The organism is Natronomonas salsuginis, assembly GCF_005239135.1.
GTDB lineage: Archaea > Halobacteriota > Halobacteria > Halobacteriales > Haloarculaceae > Natronomonas > Natronomonas salsuginis.
Genome location: NZ_QKNX01000001.1, coordinates 557537 through 581503 on the forward strand (window position 1 = coordinate 557537; position 23967 = coordinate 581503).

25 protein-coding genes, 2 tRNA genes and 2 pseudogenes are annotated in these 23967 nt (G+C 61.5%); 15 read left to right on the plus strand and 14 right to left on the minus strand.

The features are described 5' to 3' along the window. The first annotated feature begins 37 nt into the window (after positions 1 to 37). Both cofH and DM868_RS15885 read left to right on the plus strand, forming a co-directional pair. Positions 38 to 1384, plus strand: a complete 1347-nt coding sequence (cofH, locus tag DM868_RS03015) for a 7,8-didemethyl-8-hydroxy-5-deazariboflavin synthase subunit CofH (RefSeq protein WP_137275369.1) — start codon at positions 38 to 40, stop codon at positions 1382 to 1384. A gap of 126 nt (positions 1385 to 1510) precedes the next feature. After that, positions 1511 to 1663 (plus strand): DUF7860 family protein, encoded by a 153-nt coding sequence (locus DM868_RS15885; protein ID WP_449289563.1) that lies wholly within the window; start codon positions 1511 to 1513, stop codon positions 1661 to 1663. A 121-nt stretch (positions 1664 to 1784) separates the two neighbouring features. Here DM868_RS15885 and cofG read toward each other — a convergent pair whose 3' ends face one another. The 5 genes from cofG to DM868_RS03040 all read right to left on the minus strand — a co-directional run bounded on the left by cofG (position 1785) and on the right by DM868_RS03040 (position 6527). Next, positions 1785 to 2873, minus strand: a complete 1089-nt coding sequence (gene cofG / locus DM868_RS03020) for a 7,8-didemethyl-8-hydroxy-5-deazariboflavin synthase subunit CofG (protein WP_137275370.1) — start codon at positions 2871 to 2873, stop codon at positions 1785 to 1787. Positions 2874 to 2930: 57 nt separating this feature from the next. Next, on the minus strand, positions 2931 to 3539 hold the full coding sequence (gene cofC / locus DM868_RS03025; RefSeq protein WP_137275371.1) for a 2-phospho-L-lactate guanylyltransferase: 609 nt from the start codon (positions 3537 to 3539) through the stop codon (positions 2931 to 2933). Further along, entirely contained in the window at positions 3539 to 4300 is a 762-nt protein-coding gene (locus DM868_RS03030) for a hypothetical protein (RefSeq protein ID WP_137275372.1), read from the minus strand. The genes cofC and DM868_RS03030 overlap by 1 nt, the downstream gene beginning before the upstream one ends. After that, positions 4290 to 5465: a tubulin/FtsZ family protein gene (locus DM868_RS03035; RefSeq protein ID WP_137275373.1), complete on the minus strand. Its 1176-nt coding sequence runs from the start codon at positions 5463 to 5465 to the stop codon at positions 4290 to 4292. The genes DM868_RS03030 and DM868_RS03035 overlap by 11 nt, the downstream gene beginning before the upstream one ends. A gap of 96 nt (positions 5466 to 5561) precedes the next feature. Beyond that, positions 5562 to 6527 carry a complex I NDUFA9 subunit family protein gene (locus DM868_RS03040; protein WP_137275374.1) on the minus strand — a complete coding sequence of 322 codons (966 nt, stop codon included), beginning with the start codon at positions 6525 to 6527 and terminating at the stop codon, positions 5562 to 5564. 127 nt (positions 6528 to 6654) lie between these two features. On the opposite strand from DM868_RS03040, the gene DM868_RS03045 reads away from it, so the two are divergent. Beyond that, positions 6655 to 7083, plus strand: coding sequence for a PaaI family thioesterase (locus DM868_RS03045; protein ID WP_137275375.1), 429 nt, complete (start codon positions 6655 to 6657; stop codon positions 7081 to 7083). 45 nt (positions 7084 to 7128) lie between these two features. On the opposite strand, the gene DM868_RS03050 is transcribed toward DM868_RS03045, so the two are convergent. Next, positions 7129 to 7545: a DUF4870 domain-containing protein gene (locus DM868_RS03050; RefSeq protein WP_137275376.1), complete on the minus strand. Its 417-nt coding sequence runs from the start codon at positions 7543 to 7545 to the stop codon at positions 7129 to 7131. 324 nt (positions 7546 to 7869) lie between these two features. Between DM868_RS03050 and DM868_RS03055 the strand changes: the two genes are divergently transcribed. After that, the gene (locus DM868_RS03055) at positions 7870 to 8877 is read left to right on the plus strand and encodes a tyrosine-type recombinase/integrase (RefSeq protein WP_137275377.1); all 1008 of its coding nucleotides are present in this window, start codon (positions 7870 to 7872) and stop codon (positions 8875 to 8877) included. Between the two features lie 4 nt (positions 8878 to 8881). Here DM868_RS03055 and DM868_RS03060 read toward each other — a convergent pair whose 3' ends face one another. Both DM868_RS03060 and DM868_RS03065 read right to left on the minus strand, forming a co-directional pair. Beyond that, positions 8882 to 9586, minus strand: coding sequence for a hypothetical protein (locus tag DM868_RS03060; RefSeq protein WP_137275378.1), 705 nt, complete (start codon positions 9584 to 9586; stop codon positions 8882 to 8884). A 107-nt stretch (positions 9587 to 9693) separates the two neighbouring features. Then, complete coding sequence (locus tag DM868_RS03065) at positions 9694 to 10449, minus strand: hypothetical protein (protein WP_137275379.1); 756 nt, start codon at positions 10447 to 10449, stop codon at positions 9694 to 9696. 319 nt (positions 10450 to 10768) lie between these two features. On the opposite strand from DM868_RS03065, the gene DM868_RS03070 reads away from it, so the two are divergent. After that, positions 10769 to 11326, plus strand: coding sequence for a hypothetical protein (locus tag DM868_RS03070; protein ID WP_137275380.1), 558 nt, complete (start codon positions 10769 to 10771; stop codon positions 11324 to 11326). 609 nt (positions 11327 to 11935) lie between these two features. Here the strand turns inward: DM868_RS03070 and DM868_RS03075 are convergent. Both DM868_RS03075 and DM868_RS03080 read right to left on the minus strand, forming a co-directional pair. Continuing rightward, a tRNA-Thr gene (locus DM868_RS03075) sits at positions 11936 to 12007 on the minus strand. 87 nt (positions 12008 to 12094) lie between these two features. Beyond that, entirely contained in the window at positions 12095 to 12766 is a 672-nt protein-coding gene (locus DM868_RS03080) for a DUF7114 family protein (RefSeq protein WP_137275381.1), read from the minus strand. A 149-nt stretch (positions 12767 to 12915) separates the two neighbouring features. Between DM868_RS03080 and DM868_RS03085 the strand changes: the two genes are divergently transcribed. Further along, positions 12916 to 13617, plus strand: coding sequence for an enoyl-CoA hydratase/isomerase family protein (locus DM868_RS03085; protein WP_137275382.1), 702 nt, complete (start codon positions 12916 to 12918; stop codon positions 13615 to 13617). Between the two features lie 13 nt (positions 13618 to 13630). Here the strand turns inward: DM868_RS03085 and DM868_RS03090 are convergent, their stop codons facing one another. Further along, positions 13631 to 14458: an NAD+ synthase gene (locus DM868_RS03090; protein WP_137275383.1), complete on the minus strand. Its 828-nt coding sequence runs from the start codon at positions 14456 to 14458 to the stop codon at positions 13631 to 13633. Between the two features lie 142 nt (positions 14459 to 14600). Between DM868_RS03090 and DM868_RS03095 the strand changes: the two genes are divergently transcribed. From DM868_RS03095 to DM868_RS03130, 8 genes and pseudogenes are all read left to right on the plus strand, one after another. Beyond that, positions 14601 to 14671, plus strand: a tRNA-Gly gene (locus DM868_RS03095). Between the two features lie 550 nt (positions 14672 to 15221). Next, on the plus strand, positions 15222 to 16583 hold the full coding sequence (locus DM868_RS03100) for an NAD-dependent succinate-semialdehyde dehydrogenase (protein WP_137275384.1): 1362 nt from the start codon (positions 15222 to 15224) through the stop codon (positions 16581 to 16583). Between the two features lie 252 nt (positions 16584 to 16835). After that, positions 16836 to 17849, plus strand: coding sequence for a thiamine pyrophosphate-dependent dehydrogenase E1 component subunit alpha (locus DM868_RS03105; protein ID WP_137275703.1), 1014 nt, complete (start codon positions 16836 to 16838; stop codon positions 17847 to 17849). After that, positions 17849 to 18871 carry an alpha-ketoacid dehydrogenase subunit beta gene (locus DM868_RS03110; protein WP_137275385.1) on the plus strand — a complete coding sequence of 341 codons (1023 nt, stop codon included), beginning with the start codon at positions 17849 to 17851 and terminating at the stop codon, positions 18869 to 18871. The genes DM868_RS03105 and DM868_RS03110 overlap by 1 nt, the downstream gene beginning before the upstream one ends. Continuing rightward, positions 18868 to 19125 (plus strand): lipoyl domain-containing protein, encoded by a 258-nt coding sequence (locus DM868_RS03115; protein WP_137275386.1) that lies wholly within the window; start codon positions 18868 to 18870, stop codon positions 19123 to 19125. Before DM868_RS03110 ends, DM868_RS03115 begins: the two co-directional genes overlap by 4 nt. 34 nt (positions 19126 to 19159) lie before the next feature. Beyond that, positions 19160 to 19924: pseudogene (locus DM868_RS03120) on the plus strand (2-oxo acid dehydrogenase subunit E2). A 302-nt stretch (positions 19925 to 20226) separates the two neighbouring features. Next, positions 20227 to 20451, plus strand: a complete 225-nt coding sequence (locus DM868_RS03125) for a DUF3311 domain-containing protein (RefSeq protein WP_137275387.1) — start codon at positions 20227 to 20229, stop codon at positions 20449 to 20451. Further along, complete coding sequence (locus DM868_RS03130; protein WP_137275388.1) at positions 20448 to 21980, plus strand: sodium:solute symporter family protein; 1533 nt, start codon at positions 20448 to 20450, stop codon at positions 21978 to 21980. The genes DM868_RS03125 and DM868_RS03130 overlap by 4 nt, the downstream gene beginning before the upstream one ends. Before the next feature lie 17 nt (positions 21981 to 21997). Here DM868_RS03130 and DM868_RS03135 read toward each other — a convergent pair whose 3' ends face one another. Further along, positions 21998 to 22393, minus strand: coding sequence for a universal stress protein (locus DM868_RS03135; RefSeq protein WP_170964413.1), 396 nt, complete (start codon positions 22391 to 22393; stop codon positions 21998 to 22000). 86 nt (positions 22394 to 22479) lie between these two features. Further along, a pseudogene (locus DM868_RS15615) lies at positions 22480 to 22668 on the minus strand (DJ-1/PfpI family protein); the annotation flags it as partial. Positions 22669 to 22755: 87 nt separating this feature from the next. On the opposite strand from DM868_RS15615, the gene DM868_RS15015 reads away from it, so the two are divergent. After that, complete coding sequence (locus tag DM868_RS15015) at positions 22756 to 23277, plus strand: hypothetical protein (RefSeq protein WP_170964414.1); 522 nt, start codon at positions 22756 to 22758, stop codon at positions 23275 to 23277. Between the two features lie 32 nt (positions 23278 to 23309). Here the strand turns inward: DM868_RS15015 and DM868_RS03150 are convergent, their stop codons facing one another. After that, the gene (locus DM868_RS03150; protein ID WP_170964415.1) at positions 23310 to 23825 is read right to left on the minus strand and encodes a DUF7342 family protein; all 516 of its coding nucleotides are present in this window, start codon (positions 23823 to 23825) and stop codon (positions 23310 to 23312) included. Positions 23826 to 23967: the final 142 nt, after the last annotated feature.

A 23967-nucleotide genomic window follows, 5' to 3' on the forward strand; every position in this document is an offset into this window, starting at 1 on the left:
CGATAATCTCTATTACCTTTCAGTTGGGAGGGGTGGTATGGATGCGTTCGAGGCGTCGACCAATGTCCCGCGAGCTGGATTCGAGTTCGACCACCGGCCCGAGACCGACCAGCCGTTCGAGAACGCTCTGGAGAAGGCGCGATCAGGGATTCGGCTCGACGTCGAGGACGCAATCGAACTGCTGACGACGGGGACCGACACAGCTGGGATCGATCTCGTGCGGAAAGAGCAGGTGCTCGAAGCGGCCGACCGCCGCCGCGCCGAGGTCGTCGGCGAAGAGGTCACCTTCGTCACGAACATCAACAACAACGTGACCACCGCCTGCAACGTCGGCTGTCTGTTCTGTAACTTCAAGGATGCGGCACAGCGGTTCGAATCGAGCCACGACGGCGAGAACGAGGGGTTCACCAAGACCCCCGGTCAGTCCCGTGAGATCGTCCGCGACGCGGTCGAACGCGGCGTCTACGAGGTCACGTCGGTATCGGGGCTCCACCCAGCGCTGGCGCTCGACGACGAACACCACGAGATCCTCTCTGGGCTCGACGGCGAACACAACTACAAGCCGCCGGCGGCCTACGAGGTCGATCCGGGCACGTATCTCGAACAAATCGACGCGATGAGCGTCGACGGGGTTCACGTCCACTCGATGACGCCCGAAGAGGCCTATCACGCCCGCCGCGGAACCGGCTGGAGCTACGAGGACGTGTTCGAGCGGTTGCGCGACGCGGGGCTGGACTCGGTCCCCGGCACCGCGGCCGAGATCCTCGTCGAGGAGGTCAGAGAGGTCATCTGCCCCGGGAAAATCGGGACTGACGAGTGGCTCGAAGCGATGGAAGCGGCCGCGTCGGTGGGCCTCGGGACGACGGCGACGATCATGTACGGCCACGTCGAGAACGAGGCCCACCGGGCGCTGCATCTCGATCGAATCCGCGAGCTACAGGACAGAACTGACGCAATCACCGAGTTCGTACCGTTGTCGTTCATCCATCACGAGACGCCGCTCAAAGAACAGGGGATGGTCGAAGACGGGGCGTCAATCCACGAGGACGAGCTGATGATCGCCGTCTCGCGGCTGTATCTCGACAACATCGACCACATCCAGTCGTCGTGGGTTAAATACGGCGACGCGCAGGGGCTGAAGATGCTCACCTGCGGCGCGGACGACTTCATGGGGACGATCCTCTCCGAGGAGATCACGAAACGCGCCGGCGGCGAATTCGGCGAGTTCCGCTCCGTCCGCGAGTACGTAGACATGATCACCTCCATCGGGCGCGTGCCGGTCGAGCGATCGACCGATTATGAGATGCGTCGCCGGATCGATCCGAAGGCGGGGCCGTTCGGGCCGACGCTCGGGCCGAAAGCCGACGGCACGCCGCTTTTATAACTCCTTCGACGGTGCGGACCCCTTCGATCGACGCGTGAACTGCCGCAAGCGTGTTCGGACCTGTTGAGATCCGTAGCCGTCGACGACGTTTCGGGTTGAATCGGCCAGCATATCTGCTGAGGGAGTGTGTCTTGTGCAACAGAAATCATCGGACATACGTTCTTTGAACCGATACCGACGTGGGAGGGGAAGCTATTCTTCTATTACGAAGTCCTCGGTGTCGTCAGTGGATTCTTCTCGGTGGTGGTGTTCGGTATCGTGCTGCCGCTCACCGAATGACGAAGCCGGTCGACGAAAGCTGATTCTACCACTCGATTTGAATGGGCGAGTCCGAAAAGGTCACTCAACGGAATCGTGTATTCCGATGTTCTCGGAGGCTGGTCCGCGGCGACGGCGCGATTTAGTCGGCGCGATCCAACAGCGCGCGATAGCGCCGGCCGGCCGGTCCGTCGGCCTCGATCGCCGCCTCGATTCGCGGCGAGAGCCACGCTTCGGAGACGTATCGCTCGTGGACGGGCAAGCGCTCGGAGAGCGGAACGCCGGCCGTCTCGGCGATATCCTCGAGTTCCCGAAGCGCCGGCCAGGCGTACTCGGGGTTGATATGGTCGTCAGTGACCGGCGACACGCCGCCGAAGTCGTCGACGCCGCAGTCGAGAAGGTCTTCGACCGGCGCGAGGTTCGGCGGCGACTGGATGCTGATCTCCGGGGGCAGCGCGACCCGAGCCATGGCCGTCACGCGACGAATCGTTTCGAGGTCGGGCGAGTCCTCGCGCCACCGCTCGTTCTGGACGACCGGCTGGACGATGATCTCCTGGACGTGCCCGTAGCGTTCGTGCAGTTCCCGAATCGCGAGCAGGCTTTCCGCGCGGTCGCGCATCGTCTCGCCGATCCCGACGAGGATCCCCGTCGTGAAGGGCATCCCCAACTCGCCGGCCGTCGCGATCGTTGCGAGCCGCTGTCCCGGATCCTTCGCGCGCGGGCCGCCGTGGGCTTGCACCTCGGCGGTTGTTTCGAGCATGACGCCCATCGAGGCGTTCACGTCGGCGACGAGTTCCATCTGCCAGCGGGTCTGATCGCCGGGGTTCGAGTGCGGGAGGAGTCCGCACTCGAGGGCGATTTCGCACGCCTCCCGGAGATACGAGTGGATCGAATCGTGCCCCCACTCCGAGAGCTGGTCGTGAACCTCGGTGTAGCGATCGTCGGGATCGTCACCGAAGGTGAAAAGCGCCTCCGTGCAGCCGGCAGCCGCGCCCCGCTCGCAGATGTCGCTGATCTCGTCGGGCGACAACAGCGACGCTGCTCCGGGCGGATCGTAGTAGGTACAGTACGTGCAGGTGTACCGGCACGCGGTCGTCAGCGGGACGAACACGTTTCGCGCGAAGGAGAGTTCGTCCGCAGGCTCGACCGCCGACGGCGTCACGTCTACCAACCGATCCACGTCCGCCGTCGGAATCTCGATATCGACCCCGTAGTCCTCCGCGCCAAACACGTCTCCCAGTCGGGGGGAGGGGACATTAAAAGAATCGCTATCCGAGGGCGCTCGGAGCTACCGCGCTTGGCGGCGAACGGTTACGCGTCCGTCGGGGGTCGAGAGTTCGAAGCCGGCTGATCGGAGCCACTCGACGGATTCACCGGAGCCGTGTAACAACAGTTCGGCGAGATCCTCGGGTTCGTCGATGTCGACGGCGAGCCGAAACGAGTCGACCGCCGTCGCCTCGACGCCGACTTCTGACGCGATGCGCCGGTGATCGGCCACTGAGGCACCGTGATAATCGGTGTGAAAGTCTGGCTCCCGGACGACGAGCGCGTTCGTCCCGCCGCCGAGTCCCGGTGCGATAACGACCTCGCCCTCGGCTCCGAAGAGCCGCGAGAGCGCGTCCGGCGTCGCGAGCGCGAGGTCGGCCATGACGACCGCGACGGGGGGGTCCAGTCGGTCGTTGACCGCGGCGGTCAACGGTCGATCGTCGACGACGACCGGCCATTCGCTGTCGATCGGGTCCGTCGAGAGCACCGTCGGCGACGCGTCGGTCGCATCGATCGCAGAACAGACATCGCGGAGCATCGTGCGGGCGAATTCGACTCGTTCGTCCGGTTCGAGAACGGTCGCGAGTCGCGTCTTCGGCTCGCGGGCCGCGAACGGGACGAGGGCGTCCATCACCGGAGCCGGCTCGGTCCCTGCTGTCTGGATTTGTACACCCAGTAGCCGCCCCCGAGGAGAAGCGCCAGGACGATCACGGCACCGAGACCGAGGAGCGCGTTCCGGACGAGTTGACTCTGTGATGCCTCGCCTTGGGCCCGTTCGGCGTTGTTGATCGCGTTCTCGAAGTTCCCGCTCTCGTACGCGGAGATCGAGCTGTCGAGCGAGGATTGCGCTTCGTCCGATCCCGATCCCTCGACGGCGTCTCGCGCGTTGTCGATCGCGTTTCGCGCGTCGTCACTCTCTTGGGTGAAGTGGTGACTCTCATGGGAGTCGACCGGCTGTTCGGTGCCACCCTCGCGCTCCAGCGTGAACGCGGCGGCGGTGAACCGGTCCGGCGGATCGTAGCTGAAGTTCTCGATCTCGGGTGTCGTCCCGGTAACGCGGACCTCGATTCGGGCCGTTCCGTCGTCGATGTCAACCGATTGGGTCGCGTTCTGGCCGTCGATATCCTCGCGAGAGAGCTCGTCGTCGGCCTGGTTGTACTGTCTGATCGTCCACGTTGCGTTCTCGAGTTCCGTGCTCGAAACGAGCGTCCACCGTTCGAACTCGTCGAACAGTTCGGTTACTTCGAACGTCGCCTCGAAATCGGATCCGACTTCCGATTCCTCGGGAAGGTCGGTTGGCTCGCTCTGGACTGCCGCCGCCGGACCGGCGAACAGCGCGCTACACAACAGCACGGCAAAGAGAACGACGGCAAAAGACTTCCTACTGCTCATTGTCGCCGTATTCCAAGAGGTCCTCTAAATCACCTTCGCTCTGTGACTGGAGTTCCTTGCGCCGCTCTTCGGCCTCAATCGCCATCCGCTGCATCTCCTTGACGCGCGGCACGTCGGTGACGCCGGCCAAGACGACGATCGCGGCGACCTTCTGCTCGTTGGGGAGCGGGTAATCTCCGGCCCGAACCTCCATGCATTGGGTCTGGTCTTCGAGCCACTTGCGCGCTTTATCGATCCCCTTCCGGTTGAGCGCCTCCGGCGGTCCCGAAACTAACAGGAGCGCCCGCTCGGTGCTGTCGACCTCGCACTGAAGCGTCAGCTTCCCGAGCGTCGCCTTCCGGACGAGCGAGGTGATCCGATTCGTCGCATCGCCCGGCGTGGCAAAGCCGTTGTCCTCGTTTCGGCCGCGGAGTCGGTCGAGCAGCCCCTTGCTCTCGTTGTGGGGATCGACGAGTTCGCTCGCGTAACCGACGCTCGTGATCCCGTGGTCACCGAGCGTGTTGATTATCTCGGAGGCGTCGACGACGCTTTCGGCGACGTTGTCGCCGAGCGCCTCGACCTCGCCGGCCGAGAAGAGGGCTCCGAATCGGGTGATGATTTCGTCGTTGATCTCCGAGTATCCCTGGTCGAGACTCTCACCCCCCGTTTTGAACGCATCGTTGTCGAACGTCAACAGATTGTCGACCGATCCGGCGAAACGCTGGAACGACCGGGCGGCGTTGCGGTTGTAGATGCCCCCTTCATCCCGGCTCGGGAGAATCCCGAGGCCGTATACCGGTTCGACGTAGAGTCGTTGGAGATGCTCGGCCAGCACGGGCGCGCCGCCGCTGCCGGTCCCACCGCCGAGCCCGGCGATGATGAGAAACGCGTCGATCTCGCTCGAGATCATTCGATCGATCGCGGTCTGGATCTCCTCGATGTCCTCGGTCGCGCACTCCTCTCCGAGTTCAGGCTCAGTACCCGCGCCGTGTCCTTTCACCACCGATTGGCCGATGAGCACCCGGTTTTCGTTCGGTACGTAGTCGAGACCCATCAGATCCGCCTTCGCCGAGTTGACCGCAACGGCGTGGCCGATGATCCCGGTCCCTCGGCTGGAATCGTACTCGAGGAACCGGTCGAGAACCTTCCCGCCGGCCTGCCCGAAGCCGATCATTGCAAGTTTCATATCAGTCCTTGTGCAAATACCGACCTACGGAACTGATAAGCTTTCGGCTAACGTCAGACGCTGAGCCGACACAGTCATTCACGAGCACGGGTTGGTTCACTCGGCAGCGCTGTCCGCAAGGTATGCGGCCAGCGTCAGGAGTTCACCCGGAGCGACGCCGAAGGCGGTCACGTCGTTTTCGTCGACGGTGTTATCGAACTTCAACGATCGGTACTGGTCAGATCCCATTCGCGGAACTCCAGGGAGCGCATCGAGCACCGAGGCGGGGACGAAATCGAGCGATCTGAGGCCGACCGATGCGATCGGCATCGGGATCGAGACGACTTCGGCCGATCGACCGTCCGCACCGTGTGCGAGTTCGGCGATCTCGGCGAGCGTCAGGACCTCCGGGCCGCCGATCTCGTAGACGTGGCCGACGTGCGGATTCCCGCCGGTTGCGCCGTCGCTTCGATCCGCGCCCTGCTCACCACCGTCGACGGCATCGGCGAGCATGGGGACGATATCGCCGATCCAGATCGGTTGAAACCGGGTTTTACCGCCGCCGGGGAGCGGGGTGAGGTAGGGAAGGGCGAGCTGTTTCGTGTACCGGAGGAACTCGCCACCGTCGCCGAAGACGACCGAGGGGCGAAAGATGACCCACTCCAGATCCGACTCGCGAACGATTCCCTCCGCCAACCCCTTCGCACGGATCGACGCCGTCTCGCCGTTCGGATCAGCGCCGAGCGCGCTCATCTGGACGAGCAGCCCGACGCCGTGTTCTTCGGCCGCGCGGACGACGTTCGCCGTGCCCTCCTCGTGAACGCGGTAGTGCATCTCGTTCCCGCCCGAGGGCCGAAACAGCGGCGACAGCGCGACGAGGTTGACGACCGCGTCCTGTCCCTCAAAAGCCCCCTCGATCGAGTCGTATGCGGTCACGTCGCCCATCGCCGTTCGAACGTCCGCGGGAAGGGTATCGTCCTCCGGCGACCGCGACAGCGCCGTCACCTCGTGGCCGCGTTCGTGGAGTTCCCGACAGAGATGCGCACCGATGAATCCGGTTCCGCCGACGACCAGTACTCGCATAGTGGACATTGGGGCGGTCGCCGTATAAACCATCGTGGCAGTTCGAGCGGTCGATAGCAGCGGACGGGAACGCACAAAGTTGGCGGTGGACGGGAACCGATACGGTCCGCGGCGGTCGAATCCGGGCATGGATCACTACCGGAAGCTCGAACGGATGTACCACGGCTCACGGTGTAACGATCACCTCGACATCGCGCTCTCCGTGACCGATGCCGGCGAGGCCGAAATCCGGTTGGGCGTCGACGGATCCGACCACCACGCCGCCGGCGGCGTCCACGGCTCGTATTACTTCAAGGCGCTCGACGACGCGACGTTCTTCGCCGCCAACTCGCTCGTCAAGGACGTGTTCGTGCTGACGACCGACGTTCACCTCCAGCTCACCCAGCCGGTCACCGAGGGCGACCTCGTCGCGGAGGCGACTGTGGTCAACGATCACCCGAAGCAGCTCATCGCCGACGGCGTTCTCTACGACGACGAGGGAACCCAACTGGCTCGCGGGACCGGTACGTTCGCGAAAAGCCGCGTCGAACTGGACGCCGAGATGGGGTACGAATAACGCGATCGCGGCCGGACGCGACCCGGCGACGCGTCTCGGCGCGGCTCACTTCTCGGCGTATCGGTGCGCGTGCGGCGCGGCGAACGGCACCTCGTACGTCTCCCCCGAGTAGGCTTTGTACATCAAGAAAAGCCACGCCACGAGGCCGATCAGCGAGAGAACGGTCGTCACGAGGCCGACGAGCGCCCCGAAGATCCAGCCGACGACGGGGACGAACGCCAAGACGGTCACGACCACCGACAGCACGATCGAGAGCACGAACAGCCCCCCGAAGACGATGGTGCTCTGTGCGGCGTGAAATCGAACGAACTCGTCCTCGTCTTCCAACAGGTAAAACAGGATGCCGGTGATCGGGCCGAGCAGGTAGCTCAGCGCGCCGGCGAGGTTCGGTTCCAAGCCGCTCGCTGTGTGATCGGTTTCGATGTCTCGGTCGGTCGTCTCCTCAGCGGTTTTATTTGCCATTGTTGATCAACCCGGCTAAATATGGACACCTGTCGGAATAAATCTATGTATGCGAAGTCAGTCCATAACTGGAGAATGTCGAGCTTAACGGCTCGAGCTGCGGAGATGTTCATCAGCTGAAGAGTATTCACCGAGGAATGATCGAGAAGTATATATGAATGAGGAAGACCTTCGTCGGAAGGGTGGAGGATGAGTGTATAAAAGATGTGTCGGCGAATCAAGCCTAGGCCGGGATTTGAATCCGGGGTCTCGTCCACCGGGCGTTTCACGCCCTGAGTCACCAACGGACGGGCCATTTACGCAGGCTGTACCCAGACAGCCACAATGAGCCTAAAACCAACGCCGCCGCACGAAGCCAAGAACCGATTCCTCAACGACAAGAAGCCGGGCGTTACCCGGAAGACGCTCAAGAACTACCGTACCAGTCTCCGGCAGTTCTGCGACTGGCTGGACGACCAGCAACTCACGAACCTGAGCAACCTCGACAGCGAACTCATCCAGCGGTACAAGGAGTTCCGGCTGTCCAAGGTCAAGGTCATTACGGCACGACAGGATATGATGACCGTCAAGCAGTTCATCGAGTTCTGCGAACACATTGCCGCCGTCCCGCGTGGGATGGCCGATATGGTTCGGATACCCTCGGTCAGCGAGAACGACGAGATCTGTGACGACCTCCTCACGCGGGATGAGGCGGTCGCTGTACTAGACTTCCTCAACAAGTACGAGTACGCCAGTAACCGGCACGTCACTCTGCTTGTTCTCTGGAAAACCGGGATGCGAATGAGCGGGCTCCGGGCACTCGATATTGAAGACTTCGATGAGGGACGGCCAGCGCTCGAACTTCGCCACCGACCCAACACTGGGACACCACTCAAGAACAAGGAGAGGGGCGAGCGGGACGTTCTCATCACACCCGAGACCGCTGGTATTCTCTCCGACTACATCAAGCAGACTCGCCCAGACGTGACAGACGAACACGGCAGGAAGCCGCTCCTCGCCTCACAGAACGGGCGCGCCGTGGAGACAACCATCCAGCGGTACGTGTACACCGCCACCCGTCCCTGCTACTACAACGGCGGGAACTGCCCGTTTGACCGGAATCCCGAAGAGTGCGAGGCCATGTCATGGAATGGCTCGTGCAAGTGTCCGGGCTCGGTCAGCCCGCACGCCCTTCGTCGGGGCTATGTCACGGCGGCGCGGAACGCAGGACAGCCCAAGGACGTAACAGGAGAACGGGTCAATATGAGTGGAAAGGTACTAGAAAAACACTACGACAAGGGGACAAGTGCAGAGAAGGCGAATAGGAGAAAGGATTTTCTCAAAGACATATGAGTGCCTATAACAACCTTAGGAAGATGAAACTGAAACCACCAAGAGTTGCTAGCGAAATAACGAGTATTGCAAATACCCCAATTCCATAAATGTCAGACAGTCTATCACGGTTATCATTTATCAGTTGTTCGTTTCCTTGAATACATCCGGCATTGTATGAGATGATTCTCTCAACGATAGCATCACCAGACTCTTCTTTTCTTAGTATTTTTTGTATTTCCTCACTATCTACACCCGGTCGAAGTGACATTTGATCACCTTCTTCGTCCACAACTAAGAAGTCAGAGAATGGTTGTGGAAGGAAATATTGACGATAGAAGCTCAACAAAGGTGCCACAGGATTATTTATAAGTATCGAGAGACCTCCTGAATCTGGTGAAAGAACAACTAGTGCTGACGCAAATATTTTGCCGAATATAATAAGAAGGAATAGAAATAGGTAGAGTCCAATAAGAGACATCAGCGCAAGGGTTGAAGTCTCTATATTCGACAAATTCCCTTGATTGGGGAACAAGGGTGATGAAACAAATATTGAGATACCTGTCAGAAGCAGACCGCCCACGGTCAACGCGACACGTATTATTCTCGTAGCTTGAGCTTGCTGTTCTTGCACTATGTTAATTTGTTCACCGAGAACACGCTGTGTCTCTTCTAAGAGAGAAGAATTTGTATTGTCAGGGAGATCGGCCTGCATAGAATTCTCGCTCATCGTGACATAGTGTATTGTCTTTCATTTTAAAATGTCCGCGATACCCATTTGTGTACTCCTTCGTAGGCAAAGGAGTGCTGTCATACCAAATGAAAATTAGCTGAATCTTATATCTCCCGAACGAGGTCTTCTGCTTGCTTGATCAGCCGTTCAACCTCCCGCTTATCTGGTTCTTCCTCATTTGCGTGAGCGCAGTTGTTTCTTATGTCCGCAAGATAGCCCAACTGACTCCTCTTTGCGTTCGTAATTTCGCCTGCATCAGATAGGGTTTCAGCAAGAGAACGAATCCCGTCCGAATACTCATATTTCAAATCCCGTTCAGATACATTACACAGAGTAAGTAAGTGGCGTTCAAGGGCTATTCCAGCGATTACTCCAGCGGCTCTAACATTTCCTTCATCCCAGAGGTCTTTGGCTTGATACAATTCTTCTGTGATGATTTCATCCGAGATTCCTTTTCTGACCTTCAGCCGTTCCGTCTCTAATTTTGACGGAATTGAAAGGAGTATGTTCTTTTGTTTGGAAATGACTCGTCGGAGAATCCCACAGTAGTTGTCTGCCTTTGTATACTCCATTCCATCGAAATGTAGCAGTTCATCCATATCCGAATAAGTACGTCTAAAATCTCCCTCCCTTTCTGGCATATACTCAGAAACTAACGTTAAGGCTTGGTTGTACCAAATCTCATACTCTTCATCAACTTCGTCAACAATTCCCCAGTCTATTCGGTCTGTTTTAATCTTCTTCGCAGAAGTCGAGTCCTGCGCGAGATTATACAACGTACTATTTATCTCTTCAATCTCCTCAACAAGACGGTCTATCTTTTCCTCCACTTCTTCCAACTTCTCTCTGCTTGTGGCCATTATTGTATCTGATAGTAGAACATCCAAAAAGATTCGTCCGGGTTTCAGTAATCAGCGGGAACGCTCTCTGCCGGTTGTAACATGAATCTGGAAGAGGTCTTCCGAATCAACGTTACCTGCCTCGCGGAGATGGGCTGTTTACCGGGCGCGTAAGGGCTTCTTGGAGCAATATAAGCATCAGGAAGGGCTTCTCGTCCGATAAGACAGTACCGGTTCGACGTACTGATTGGGTGCCTCTGGTTGCCTTAGGCGGTAAGGTTATATTATCTGACGCGGTCGGGATGGGGGGTCGGATTCGACCAGTCCTCCTTAATTCACAATGAGCACCAGCGACCAGCAACCGGTTTTTCGAGATTGGAGCGCCCTAGTTGGCGGGAACGCACCGACCAACGACAAGATAATTCAGTGGTTCGGAAATCCGATATACCGCCCAGATACTAACAACGCCACCAAGATCGTCCCAGAAGGGGGATTCAAAGATCAGAAAAACGCAAAGAAGTGGAAACGTCTTGACCTCTACAACAGCGGGATTAACCTCAAGTGGAACGACACAGCGCGAATAAATTGGCAGTTCAACCGTCACCTCATCCGAGCTGTCACTTCCCAACTTGAACTCCCGCGTTTACTCCGCAAGCGTGTCCACGCGGAATTTCTGCGGCTCAATCTTGGCGATAAGGGTGTGTTTGCGGGTCTCACGGCCTTCTCTGTCGCTACTGTGATTATGCATCACGGCGACTATTGCGACAGGAACTACCACCCGAATCAGCCCCGAGATCGCCGTGACGCTGTCTGTAATTGGTTTGCCGACACGGAGGGATTTACTGAGTCAGAAATTGCCAGCGAGTATACCAAGTTCCAAGCCCAATTCCTCACGTAGAAGGGGCCTTACAGACTCGGCAGGAGACCCTATATATACCCCCGGCTATTCGATAGGGCGGAAAGAGGGTGATGAGGTGGGAACCCCTTAGAGGGAAGGCCGGGATTTGGGCGTCCCTCGGTGTGTTCTATCGGAATAATCACGGCGATCAGGATTCGGATTGACGAACTCGTGGACGCGGCGAGTTCCCGCTGTGCTAGACTCTCAGATCGGGACAAGCTTACTACCGTTATCGACCCAGTGAAACCCTATGATAAACCCAGTTCCTCATCGGTGACGGTCAGTTCGGGCAACCGTGGGTGACTCCATCGAGATTCTAGCCGATGTTGTGGCGAAGATTCCCGCCCGATTCGGTTGTTTTCGGGGATTGACGAACCGCCCCTGTGCAGGATGCTCCGCAGTAATATCAAGTAGACCGTTTGGAGTTACTTTTCGTCATTTTCCGAAACCGCCGCACGCACACGGGGGATTGCGCTTACGGGCTTCCTTTCCAGACGCTATTCACCGGCAAAACACGCCGAGAAACGGGTGGCATTCGCGGCTCTTATCGGCGATAGAGTTATGATAGAAGGGCGCTGTCTGTGAATTACAGTCTGCGCCGCAGGCGCAAGCCTAGGCCGGGATTTGAACCCGGGCTCTCGTCCTTACCAAGGACGCGCTTTACCGCTAAGCTACCCAGGCAGGCACTCTCTGGTAGCCGGGTTTTATTGTTAGTCGTTTCGATTCCCGCGCGCCGTGAGACGGTTTCGCCACCGCCAGGGACTCACACTACGTCCCCGAGGACTGGGAGAACTCGCCGGGCGTGGTGGTGTCGGGGCTTGCGACCGCGGTCGAAAGTCGTTCGGAAACGCCGACGAGCGCCGTTTCCGAGCCCGGAAGCGGATCGGTCCCCAGTTCCTCGGCGAGCCCGTCGGCGACCGCGTCGATCGGATCGGTGATCGTCCCGAAGGCGACGTCAGCTCCCGCACGGACCGCGGTACGGACGAAGTCGGCTTCGAGTCGTCGGTCGAGCGACGCACGCTCGGATTCGGCGGCCGTCTCGCGGCGCGTCTGGTCGCGGCCGAACTGCCGGACGGCCTCGACGACATCCATCGCGACGCCCGTGTGGGCGAGATACTCGAATCCGCGGGCGACGAGCACCTCGGCGGCGATGACGTTCAGATCGCCCTCGGATCGATCGCCGGTCGTCCACGGGTCGGTGTGGATGAGCTCGCGTGAGAGTCGGAGCCCCTCGTAACTCATCTGGACGCCGGCACTGCGACGTGCGGCCACGTCGAGTTCGACGGCGTCGTCGAGCGTCATCGCGGTCAGCACCGTGAGCGCACCGGGGGTCATCGACGCCGACTCGAGCACCTCCTCGAGCCGCATCCGGAGGGCGTCGGGACCGATGTCGTCGATCCCCTCGCGGAACGCGGCCCGAGCGTGCGCGGTTTCGTCCATCTATCGCCGTGTAGGGACGGGAGAGCCAAATCAGTTTGGAAAGCGTTGATGCGTCGATTGCCGGATAGATCGCACGGACGGCCCATCGATCGGCCGACGAGACCGGACGGATCGTAGCACTTACCCTCCTCACCGTCGGCCTTGTGGTAATGATCGACATCGACGACCAGGGCGACGTTCGCGTCGTCACCCTCGATAGGGCCGACCGACGGAACGCGATCACGCTGGCTGGCCTCGAAGCGCTCAAAGTCGCGGTGCGCGACCCACCGACGCCCGTCATCTATCTCCGTGGTTCGGGTGTGGCGTTCTGTGCCGGTGCCGACCTCGAGACCGTTGGGAGCCTCGCGACCGAAGGCGGCGTCGAACCGTTCGTTCGGCAGGGGCAGCGGACCGCCGACGCGATCGAGAGCAGCCCCGCAACCGTCATCGCCGGCATCGACGGGGCGGCTCGCGGCGGCGGGATCGAACTCGCGCTCGCCTGCGACCTGCGGGTGGCGACCCTCGATGCGACGTTCGGCGAACCGGGCGTGACCTTCGGGTTGTTCGGGTCGTGGGGCGGGACGGTTCGCCTGCCCGAGATCGTCGGTATGGGAGACGCGCTCGATTTCTCCCTGTCTGGTCGGGTGTTGGACGCGGAGGAGGCGCTCCGGATCGGCCTCATCTCGCGGATCGTCGACGATCCTCGCTCGGTCGCTGAGGAAGTCGCCGACAACGATCCGGCGGCGCTCCGTCACATCAAAGCTCGGATCCGAGATCGGGGCGATAAGGAGGACAAGGAGGCTGCGGAGATCGAGTCATTCCGGACGCTCGTCGAGACGCACGCGGAGAAACTCCAGCAGTTCGGCGAGTGACGGGACGGTCGGTTTACAGCGGCTCCGGGGCCGGTGGCATCGATCGCTTGTGCGCGCTCGTCTCGTGGAGTTCGACGACGCGATCGACCGCCGTTTCGGGCACGTCGAGCGTCTCGATCGTCGCGTGTTTCGAGAGCGGACCGTGGACGTGCAGCGCCAAGATAGCGTCGAGATCGTCGTAGCTCAGTCCCATCTCCTCCTCGTCGGTCTGGCCCTCCCACATCGCCGCCGTGGGTGTTCGGGTCACGAGGTCGTCCGGCACGCCGAGATCGCGGGCGAGTTGGCGAACCTGACACTTGTAGAGGTTGCCGATGGGGTTGCAGTCGACCGCCTGATCTCCGTACTTCGTGAAGTAGCCCGTCGCCGCCTCGGATCGGTTCCCCGTCCCGAGGACGAGCCGACTCTCGGCGTTGGCGACGAAATAGTTCAACACCCCACGAGTGCGGACTCGAACGTTGCCGAGCGCCATCCGGTCTTCGGCGGCGTGCTCCGGCGCCGCCTCGACGAACGCATTGACGATCGGGCCGATCTCGATCGTGTCGTATTCGATACCCAGCGTCTCGGCGACCTGCTCGGCGTCCGTCTCGTCCGCGTCGGGGTTGACCGAACTCGGCAATACGAGTCCGTGAACGTTCTCCGCACCGAGCGCCTCGGCTGCGAGGTAGGCGATGGTCGTCGAGTCGATCCCGCCCGACAGTCCGAGTACCGCGCCGTCAGCGCCGGCGTCCTCGACGAGATCAGCGATGAACTGGACGATGTGCTCGCGATATGCTTCGAGTTCGGTGTCGGAAAAGCGCAGTTCGATCCCCGTTTTCTCCACGAAGGCTTTCGAATCCGTCATTGCCAACCAGTTCGGCCGCTCGGCACTAATACCCTATCGTTCGCGCAATCTTTCTGGACGCCCGTCCGGTTCGGCTGCCGGCAGGGTGCCCTAACGCCGAGACGCTACGTTCAAGTACGGCCGGTCGGTATCGTTCGAGTGCGCGCCGTTGGTCCAGTGGTAGGACATTGGCTTCCCAAGCCAATAGCCCGGGTTCAATTCCCGGACGGCGCACTTCTTTCGGTCGTTTACCGCCCGACTTCTCGTTCGTTTCACTCACGAGAATCCCGGCTGGCGCAATCCCCCCCAGCCGTTTGCCGTCCGACTTCTCGTTCGTTTCACTCACGAGAATCCCGGATGGCGCACTTCTACCGAACGAAGTGGGTAACTTGACCTCCTCGACGCCCTGAACGACGTGGGATCCGGCCACCGGAGTTCCGCCGAGTGTGGCGTTCGAGGTACCAACCCGCACGCAAGCGGAACCGGCAGCACACCCGAGGAACTCTCGTTTCCTCCCCTGTATAGGGCTGTGGCCCGCTCAAAGAGGTCGTTCGAAAATCAGAGATGTTCGTGACCACGAGAGACTCCGTCTCTCGGACGACCCCTCGGAATCCGTGTCATTGCCGTACGAACCACCGCTGGTTCGCCACCCCTTGTGGCTCGGGGACGGCATCTCACCGAACCCGTAGCACCCCATGCTACACGAGACCACAACAAAACGATTGAAACTGGCCGAAAACGCCGTCGTCAGAAACACTATCAGCCCGGTTGCCGAACCACGTCTATGGACGTCGTCAACCCCGCGACCGGCGAAACAGTCGAGACGTACGAAACTGACAGCAGCGCAGAGGTAGAAGCCAAACTCGATCGCGCAACCGACGCGTTCGAGACGTGGCGGGATCGCCCGCTCCGCGAACGCGAGGAGCTCCTCGCGCGCGCCGGCGAGGTGCTGCGCGAGAACAAACACGAGTACGCCGAGACGATGACCGAGGAGATGGGCAAGCCGATCTCCCAGTCGATTGGCGAGGTGGAAAAGTGCGCGTGGGTGTGCGATCACTACGCCGAACACGCGAGCGCGTATCTCGAACCCGACGGCCACCCCAGTCCGCCGGGAACACGGGTCAAAACGGTGTACGATCCGCTCGGCCCCGTGCTCGCGGTGATGCCGTGGAACTTCCCGCTCTGGCAGGTGTTTCGGTTCGCCGCCCCCTACCTCGTGGCCGGGAACGTCGGCCTCTTGAAACACGCCTCGAACGTCCCCGGCTCGGCGCTCGCGATCGAGGAGGTGTTCCGGGAGGCCGGGTTCCCCGAGGGTGTGTTCCAGACGCTGTTGATCCCGTCGAGCGCCGTCGAGGACGTGCTCGTTGACCACCGGGTTCGGGCCGCCACGCTGACCGGGAGCGGCCCCGCTGGTCGAGCGGTCGCGTCGACCGCGGGCGATAATTTGAAAAAGACCGTCCTCGAGTTAGGCGGCAGCGACCCGTTCGTCGTTCTCGACGACGCCGACATCGAGGCCGCCGTCGAGACCGGCACGTGGGCGCGAAACCTGAACGGCGGACAGTCCTGTATCGCCGCGAAGCGCTTCATCGTCCACACCGACGTGTACGACGCGTTCGTCGACCGGTTCGTCTCGGAGGTCGAAGCGCTCGTCGTGGGCGATCCGACCGACGAGGACACCGACGTGGGGCCGCAGGCCCGCGCGGGGCTTATGACGGAGCTCCACGAGCAGGTCGAAGCGAGCGTCGAGGCCGGCGCGACCGTGCTGACGGGCGGCGAACCGCTCGACGGCGACGGGGCGTTTTATCCGCCGACGGTGCTCGCCGACGTCCCCGAGGGCTGTCCGGCCGACACCGAGGAGACGTTCGGCCCGGTGGCGTCCGTCTACGAGGTCGACGACGAGGCGGCCGCGATCGAGAAGGCCAACGACACCGAGTTCGGGCTCGGCGCGAGCGTCTGGACGGAGGACCGCCACCGCGGCGAGGCGATCGCCCGACGGATCGACGCGGGCTGCGTCTACGTCAACGAACTGGTGAAATCCGACCCGCGGGTCCCGTTCGGCGGCATCAAGGAGTCGGGCTACGGGCGGGAGCTCTCCGAACCCGGGATCAAGGAGTTCGTCAACCGAAAGACCGTCTGGGTGAACTGATCTCGAGGGTGGTGTAGCGGCGAACTGCTTCGTTTGTGATCGCCCCCGTGGCGTTTCGAACGGACGGGCGTTCGAACGCGAACCGGTCACTCGGTATTCACACCTGGGCGAACCTGACGACGAATCGACCGACGACCTGTCTGTTTCCATCAGTATCACGGCGTGAGAACGTCGGAGCGATATATCTCGACAGGGGCTGTGGTTCTCCCCAACGGGAGAGACACAATGCCAAGCACAGCAGTACTCACCGGGATGTACGACGACATGGTAACGGCCAGATACTACGAGGAGCGCTTACAGGAGGAGTACCTGGAGGGAAAACAGCCGGCGTTCGACATCTCGGCGGGGCCGATTCCGGGGGAACTCCACCTCGCCGCCGGTCACGAGGCATCGGGGGCGGGCGTCTGCCGGCACCTTCGCGATGTGGACACGGTCACCGCGCCGCATCGGCCACACCACGTCGCGATCGCCAAGGGAGTCGATCTCAAGCGGATGACCGCCGAGATATTCGGACGACAGACCGGCCTCGGAAAGGGGAAAGGCGGCCACATGCACCTGTTCGATCCGGACGTGAACTTCGCCTGTAGCGGGATCATCGCCCAGGGCTGTCCGCCGGCGGTGGGGGCCGCGTTGGCCTCGAAAAAGCGCAATCAGGACAGCGTCGCCGTGGCGTTCCTCGGGGAAGGAGCAATCGATCAGGGCGGCTTCTTCGAATCGCTGAACCTCGCGAGCGTCCAAGAGCTGCCGGTCGTGTTCGTCGTCGAGGACAACGACTGGGCGATCAGCATGCCGAAATCGCGCGTCACCGACGTCGAGGACGGTTCCCGACGGGCGGACGGGTTCGACCTGCCGGGCGTTCGGGTCGACCACGACGACGCCGTCGCCGTCTACGAGGCCGCCGGAGAGGCGATCGGCCGCGCACGGGACGGGAACGGCCCGACGCTCATCGAGGTGCAAGTCCACCGGCGGATGGGACACTTCATGGGCGACGCGCAGGCGTATCGTCCCGACGAGGACAAAGAGCGCGCGACGGAACGCGATTCGATCGAACGTATAGAAGCGGATCTGCGCGAGCAGGGCGTCGAGGACCATGAGATCGAATCGATACGCGAGAAGGCGCACGACCGCGTCAACGAGGCCATCGAGTGGGCCAAGGACCAACCCGAACCGGACCCTGAGGAAGCCTACGAGGACGTGTTCACGAACTCACCGTCGGGCGTCGAGGAGATCGAGCCGATGCTCGAAGCCACGGGGGGTGACGAGTGATGGCGCAGAAGACCCAGTCGGCCGAGCGCGAACTGACGATGAGCCGGGCGATGGTTGAGGCGATCGCGACCGAGATGCGCGAGAGCGAGGAGGTGTTCGTGATGGGCGAGGACATCGCCGACTACGGTGGCATCTTCGACTCCACGCAGGGGCTTCTCGATGAGTTCGGTCACGAGCGAATCATGGACGTCCCGATCGCCGAGACGGGGTTCATCGGGGCCGGCGTCGGCGCGGCGCAGTCGGGAATGCGACCGATTGTCGAGTTGATGTTCGCCGACTTCTTCGGCGTCTGCATGGATCAGATCTACAACAACATGGCGAAGAACACCTACATGTCCGGCGGGGCGTTCAGCGTCCCGATGGTGTTGATGACGGCCGTCGGCGGTACCTACAACGACGCCGCCCAGCACTCCCAGACGCTGTACGGAACCTTCGCGCATCTCCCGGGCATGAAGGTGGTCGTCCCGAGCACGGCCTACGACGCCAAGGGGCTGATGCACAACGCCATCCGCGACGACGATCCGGTCGTCTTCATGTTCCACAAGCGGCTCATGGGGATCGGCTGGATGCCTGCCCCGGATGGACCGAAGACGGGCGTACCGGAGGATCCCTACACGATTCCGTTCGGCGAGGCGAGCGTGCAACGCGAGGGGAGCGACGTGACCGTCGTGACGCTCGGGTTGCACGTCCACCGCGCTCTGGATGCCGCCGAGACGCTCGCCGATGACGGGATCGACGCCGAAGTGATCGATCTCCGGACGCTGAAACCGCTCGACACCGATACCGTACTCGAGTCCGTCAGGAAGACGGGGCGGCTGGTCGTCGTCGACGAGGATTACCGATCGTACGGCGTCACCGGCGAAATCGTGGCGACCGTGGCCGAAGACGCGCTCGCGGATCTCGAAGCGGTCGAGCGACTCGCGCTCCCCGACGTGCCGATCCCGTATTCGCGGCCCCTCGAAGACGAGGTCATCCCCGGCGTCGAGGACATCGCGGACGCCGTTCGCATGGTCCAAGGATGAGCGACGAGCGCGTCGCCGTCGCCGTCGACGACATCTGGCCCGAGGACACCGATGAGGACGAGGGGGTCGTGGTCAACTGGTTCGTCCGCGAGGGCGCGAGCGTCGAGGAGGGTGACACCCTCTGTGAGATCCAGGTCGAGAAAGTGAGCGTCGACGTGCTCGCGCCCGCGAGCGGCGAGCTCGTCGAGGTCGTCCGCGGCGAAGATTCGGAGTTCGGCCGTGGCGACACGCTCGCGTGGATTCGTTCGGAATGAGCGACCTCAATCGAATTTCAGGAGCCACCGATCCATGACCGCAGACGACACCGATTCGAACGCAGGAACCGAGCCGACGGCGAGCCGCACCGCGCCCGCCCCGCGAACGCTCAGAGACGAGCGCGAGCTGGGACCGATGCGCCGGACGATCGCTAAACGTCTCCAGGAGAGCTACCGGGAGGCCGTCCACGTGACGGTGAGTCGCGAACTCGACGTCGAGGCGCTTTTGACGGCCACCGAGGCCGCCGAGAACTGATTCGACGTCGACGTATCGGTGCTCGACGTTCTGTTGGGAGCGCTCTCGGAGACGCTCGACGAACACACGGAGTTCAACGCCACGTTCGAGGACGGCGTTCACCGTCGATACGTAGAGCACAACGTCGGCGTCGCCGTCGACATCGACGCGGGACTGGTGACGCCGGTTCTCGGGGACGTCGCCTCGATGTCAGTCGCCGAGATCGCCCGCGAACGGCGTCGGTTGACGGAACTGGTGCAGGCCGATGATCACTCGATGAGCGACCTCCGGGGCGGGACGATCACGGTCACGAATCTCGGCGTCCTCAACGTCGACTCGTTCACGCCGATCATCAACCCACCGGAGGTGGCTATCCTCGGCGTGAACCGGATTCGCGAGCGCGCTCGTTCGACCGGTGAGGGGGTCGAATTCCGGTCGACGATGAACGTCGACCTAACCTTCGATCACCGAATCGTCGACGGGGCTGACGCCGGACGGTTCCTCGAATCGCTCGCTGGACACGTCGAGAATCCCGAGCGGCTGGTGGCCGAAGCGGAGATGTGAAGAGGGGCTCCGAAGTCGAGATTCAGATGACCGTTGAGATAGCCGTTGAATGGCCGCGGGAGGCTCCTCGACACGACTGCGACGACCACATCGACGGATAGCGGACCGATCCCGTCCGCCACGGGACTTCGTTCTCCAGATAGTTGGGTGTCGCTGAGTCGTCATCGATGATCGTGGCTGGACCGGTGGTTACCACGCCGTGACCGCACCGGGTCGTTTTGATAAAAATAATTCTTCAATAGTCTTTTAAGATGAGTTATCGACATTGTTAAGTTCAATGAGTTGTGAACTAGCTTCAATATATGAGTTCGAAAGTGAAGCGTTATGGATGGATTGCGTTGATGGCTTTATTAATAGCATTTACCATCCCCTGGTTCCTCTGGGGTGACGCCCGACTCCTGCTCGGACTACCGCTGTGGCTGTGGTGGCACGTCGGCTGGATGGTTCTCGCTTCGGCCGTATTCTGGCTATTCACACGGCACGCGTGGGGCGTCTGGATCGTCGACGAACGAGGGGAGAAAGCATGAGCGCGACCATCCAGCTGGCGATCATCGTCGGCTACCTGTTTCTTGCGCTCGGCGTGGGGCTGGCCGCCTACCGGGTCACCGAGCGCGTCGCTGAGGACTACTACCTAGCGAGTCGGACGTTCGGAACCGTGGTGTTGCTTTTCACCGTCTTTGCGACGCTTCTGTCGGCGTTCACCTTCTTCGGCGGACCGGACACCGCTTACTCGTTCGGCCCCGAGTGGATCCTCGTGATGGGGCTCATGGACGGGGTCATATTCGCCGTCCTCTGGTACGTCGTCGGATACAAACAGTGGCTGCTCGGTCAGCGATACGGCTACGTCACGCTGGGTGAGATGCTCGGCGATCGGTTCGGCTCGCGAGCCATCCGCGCGCTCGTCGCCGTCGTCTCGTTGTTTTGGCTCTTCCCGTATGTGATGCTCCAGCAGATCGGGGCGGGCGGGGCGTTGGCCGCGCTGACCGAGGGTGCCGTTCCCTTCGCCGCCGGGGCGACACTCGTGACCGTCTTCATGATCCTCTACGTGGTGTTGGCCGGAATGCGCGGCATCGCCTGGACTGACACGCTGCAGGGCGCGTTCATGATGACGATGGTCTGGGCCGCGTTCCTGTGGGTGCTCGTCGCCGTCGACGGGGGGCTCGGGACGATCAACGCGGGACTCGAAGCGACGAATCCCGAGTTCCTCGCGCTGGGCAGCGACTTCTACACGCCTGGCACGATGCTCACGTTCGCCATCTCGATCGCCTTCGGCGTGGCGATGTTCCCGCAGGTCAACCAGCGCTTTTTCGCCGCGTCCTCGGAGACCGTGCTCAAACGCTCGTTCGCGCTGTGGCCCGTCCTCGTGTTGTTGCTCTTCGTGCCCGCGTTCCTCCTCGGAACGTGGGCCCGCGGACTCGGGTTGGAGGCCGAGGTCGGAGCCGGCGAGAGCATTCTGCCGGTCCTGCTGGCGGAGTTCACCCCGGCGTGGTTCGCTGCGCTCGTCGTCGCCGGCGCGATCGCCGCCATGATGTCATCGTCGGACTCGATGTTGCTCTCTGGGTCGTCGTACTTCACGCGCGACGTGTACCGCACGCTCGTCGAGGATGGGATCACCGAATCGCAGGAAGATCGGTTGGGTCGGATCGGTGTCGTGGTCTTCGCCACTGGCGCGCTCGCGGCGAGTATCTGGGCCGAGGCCGAGGCCTTCGGGGCGGCGACGGTCGGCTCGATCCTCGTCGAGATCGGCGATCTGGCTTTCGGCGGGTTCGCCCAGCTCGCCCTTCCCGTGATCGTCGCCCTCTACTGGCGGCGAACGACCCGGAGCGGACTCGCCGCGGGGATCGTCGTCTCGCAGGTCGTCTATCTCGCGTTCAATTTCCTCCCCGAGACCGCCGTCGGCTCGGTCGTCCTGTTCTCGGACACCTATCTCGGCTGGGGGATCTCGATCTACGGTATGCTGGTGGGACTCGTCGTGACGGTCCTCGTCTCCGCGGTGACGTCGCAGACGGCAGCGTCGGACACCGAGATATACTTCGAGGGGCTACGCGCCGACTGAGAACCGGAACAAGAGACCTACGGCTTCGGAACGATCGTCACGGGCACTCGACACTCCTCGAGCAGTCGATCCTCGACCCGCTTTCCCCGCGCCCGGTCGAAAAACGACGACAGTTCGTGTCCGAGCACGACCAGATCGGAGTCTCTGGCGTTCGTCTCGGCGATGATGCCGTCGCGGACGCTCGCTTTCGTCTCCTTCGACAACCGTTTCACCACCGTCTCGACCTCGAACGCGTGTTTGTCGCTCTTCGATTCGATCTCCTTGGTCGCGACGTCCGCGGGTGGATCCGGATCCCGGTCGGTGAAGTGGATCGCGGTGACCGTCACCGACGGATCGTCGCCGTACGTCTCCACGAGGTATCGGAGCGCGCCCTCGCCGGACGGCGCGACGCGAAATGGAAAGAGAATGTGCACAGCGGCGCTAATCGACGACCGGATATATCGCTTGTCCCGGATGCGACGCGGTGGGAACGCGCTCCCGAGCGTCGATTCGACCGGGGTCAGTCGTCGGCCGCCGCGACCGCCTCCCCGTGGGTCACCTCGTCGCCGAGCAGTTCGATGAACCCCGCGAGCCACTCGGGGTGATCCGGCCACGCCTGCCCCGTCACGAGGTTTCGGTCCGTGACGACGCCGTCAACCCACGAGTAGCCTGCCGCCTCGCACTCGGCTCTGACCGCGGGGTAGGAGGTGAAAGCAGCTATGAGCCAGCCGCCTCTGGGACGAATACAAAGCCATTAGTCACGATTAGTTCAGTTGCAGTCGACGCATTCGAGGAGATGGCCCACCGTTCGGTCAACGGCGGCGTTGGCGCACTCGTCGGTGAAACTTTCTTGATAGTGGTAATATACAGCCGCGAGTCAGCCCCAGTCACGCTCCTTGAATCACGATTTGGCGGTGAGAGTCGGAATTCGCTCCTCGAACAGCCGGTCAAGTGCCGTCCAGAGGATTTCCGTTGGAACTGTTTTGCTGAACCGCGCCCGCTCGTGGCCGTCGTCGCCGTTCTGCGGATTCTCGTATTGGAAATGCAGTGGGCCAAGCTCTGGATGGTCGTCGTCTCGGTGCCACCCACAATTGAATCCGGTATTCGGATTGGCGTAGTGAACCCGATAGAACGCTTCCTCACCGGTGAATCGCCATTCGACAGCCAGCGTCGGTGTCTCAGGTCCGGCGGGCGGAATGACACGGTCGGGATCGACTTCGGCCTGCAGATACCGTTTGGCGATACTATCTGGCTTGTAGACGACGTTCGTGGTGACAGGATGGCGTTTCAGCACATCTCGGAGTCCCTCGTAGACTGAACTGTCTGTGGTTCCTGATAGCCCCATCTGCGCTAGGCGGGGAGGCTGTCGCGTTCGTCGGCCCAGTCGTATTCGTTGAGCGCTGCCTGAACGACGGGGATGCGGTCGGCGAGGTGTTCCCACTCGCTGGATATCTCCCGCCGCCGTGCGATTTCGTCGGCACCTTCGAGGTCGGCGATACTGCCGCGGAGTTCTCCCGGCGTCTCGACGTCGTAGGTGGCGTTCCACTCGGTGATTTTGTTGCGCATCGATTCGAGGGCATCGGTGAGCGATTCGCGGTCGTGCTCCCGTTGGAGGGAGGCGACCTCACGGTAGGTGGCCATCAACTGGTCGACACAGTAGAGGGTTTGTCCACCTTGTTCGATGCGTCGGAGGACGTTGTCCTGGACGAGTTGGTCGAGGTACTTCTGGGCAGTCTTCATCGATACCTCGGTTTCGTCGGCGACCCATGAAGCACTTCGCGGGGTTCGAAGCGTTCGGGCAGCGGCCCGAATCCGTTCGCCACGAGTCATCGACCCACTTGCGTCGTCGGTTGTGTCCGTGGTCATACTCACGAGTACACGCCACTAGAACATATATCTGATGTGGTGGAAATATATACTAAATCACATCAAATATCCCTATATCGACCCACGATTCACGACGGGGAGGATGTCACTACATATCCACTCTCTTCGTAGTCACCGTCTG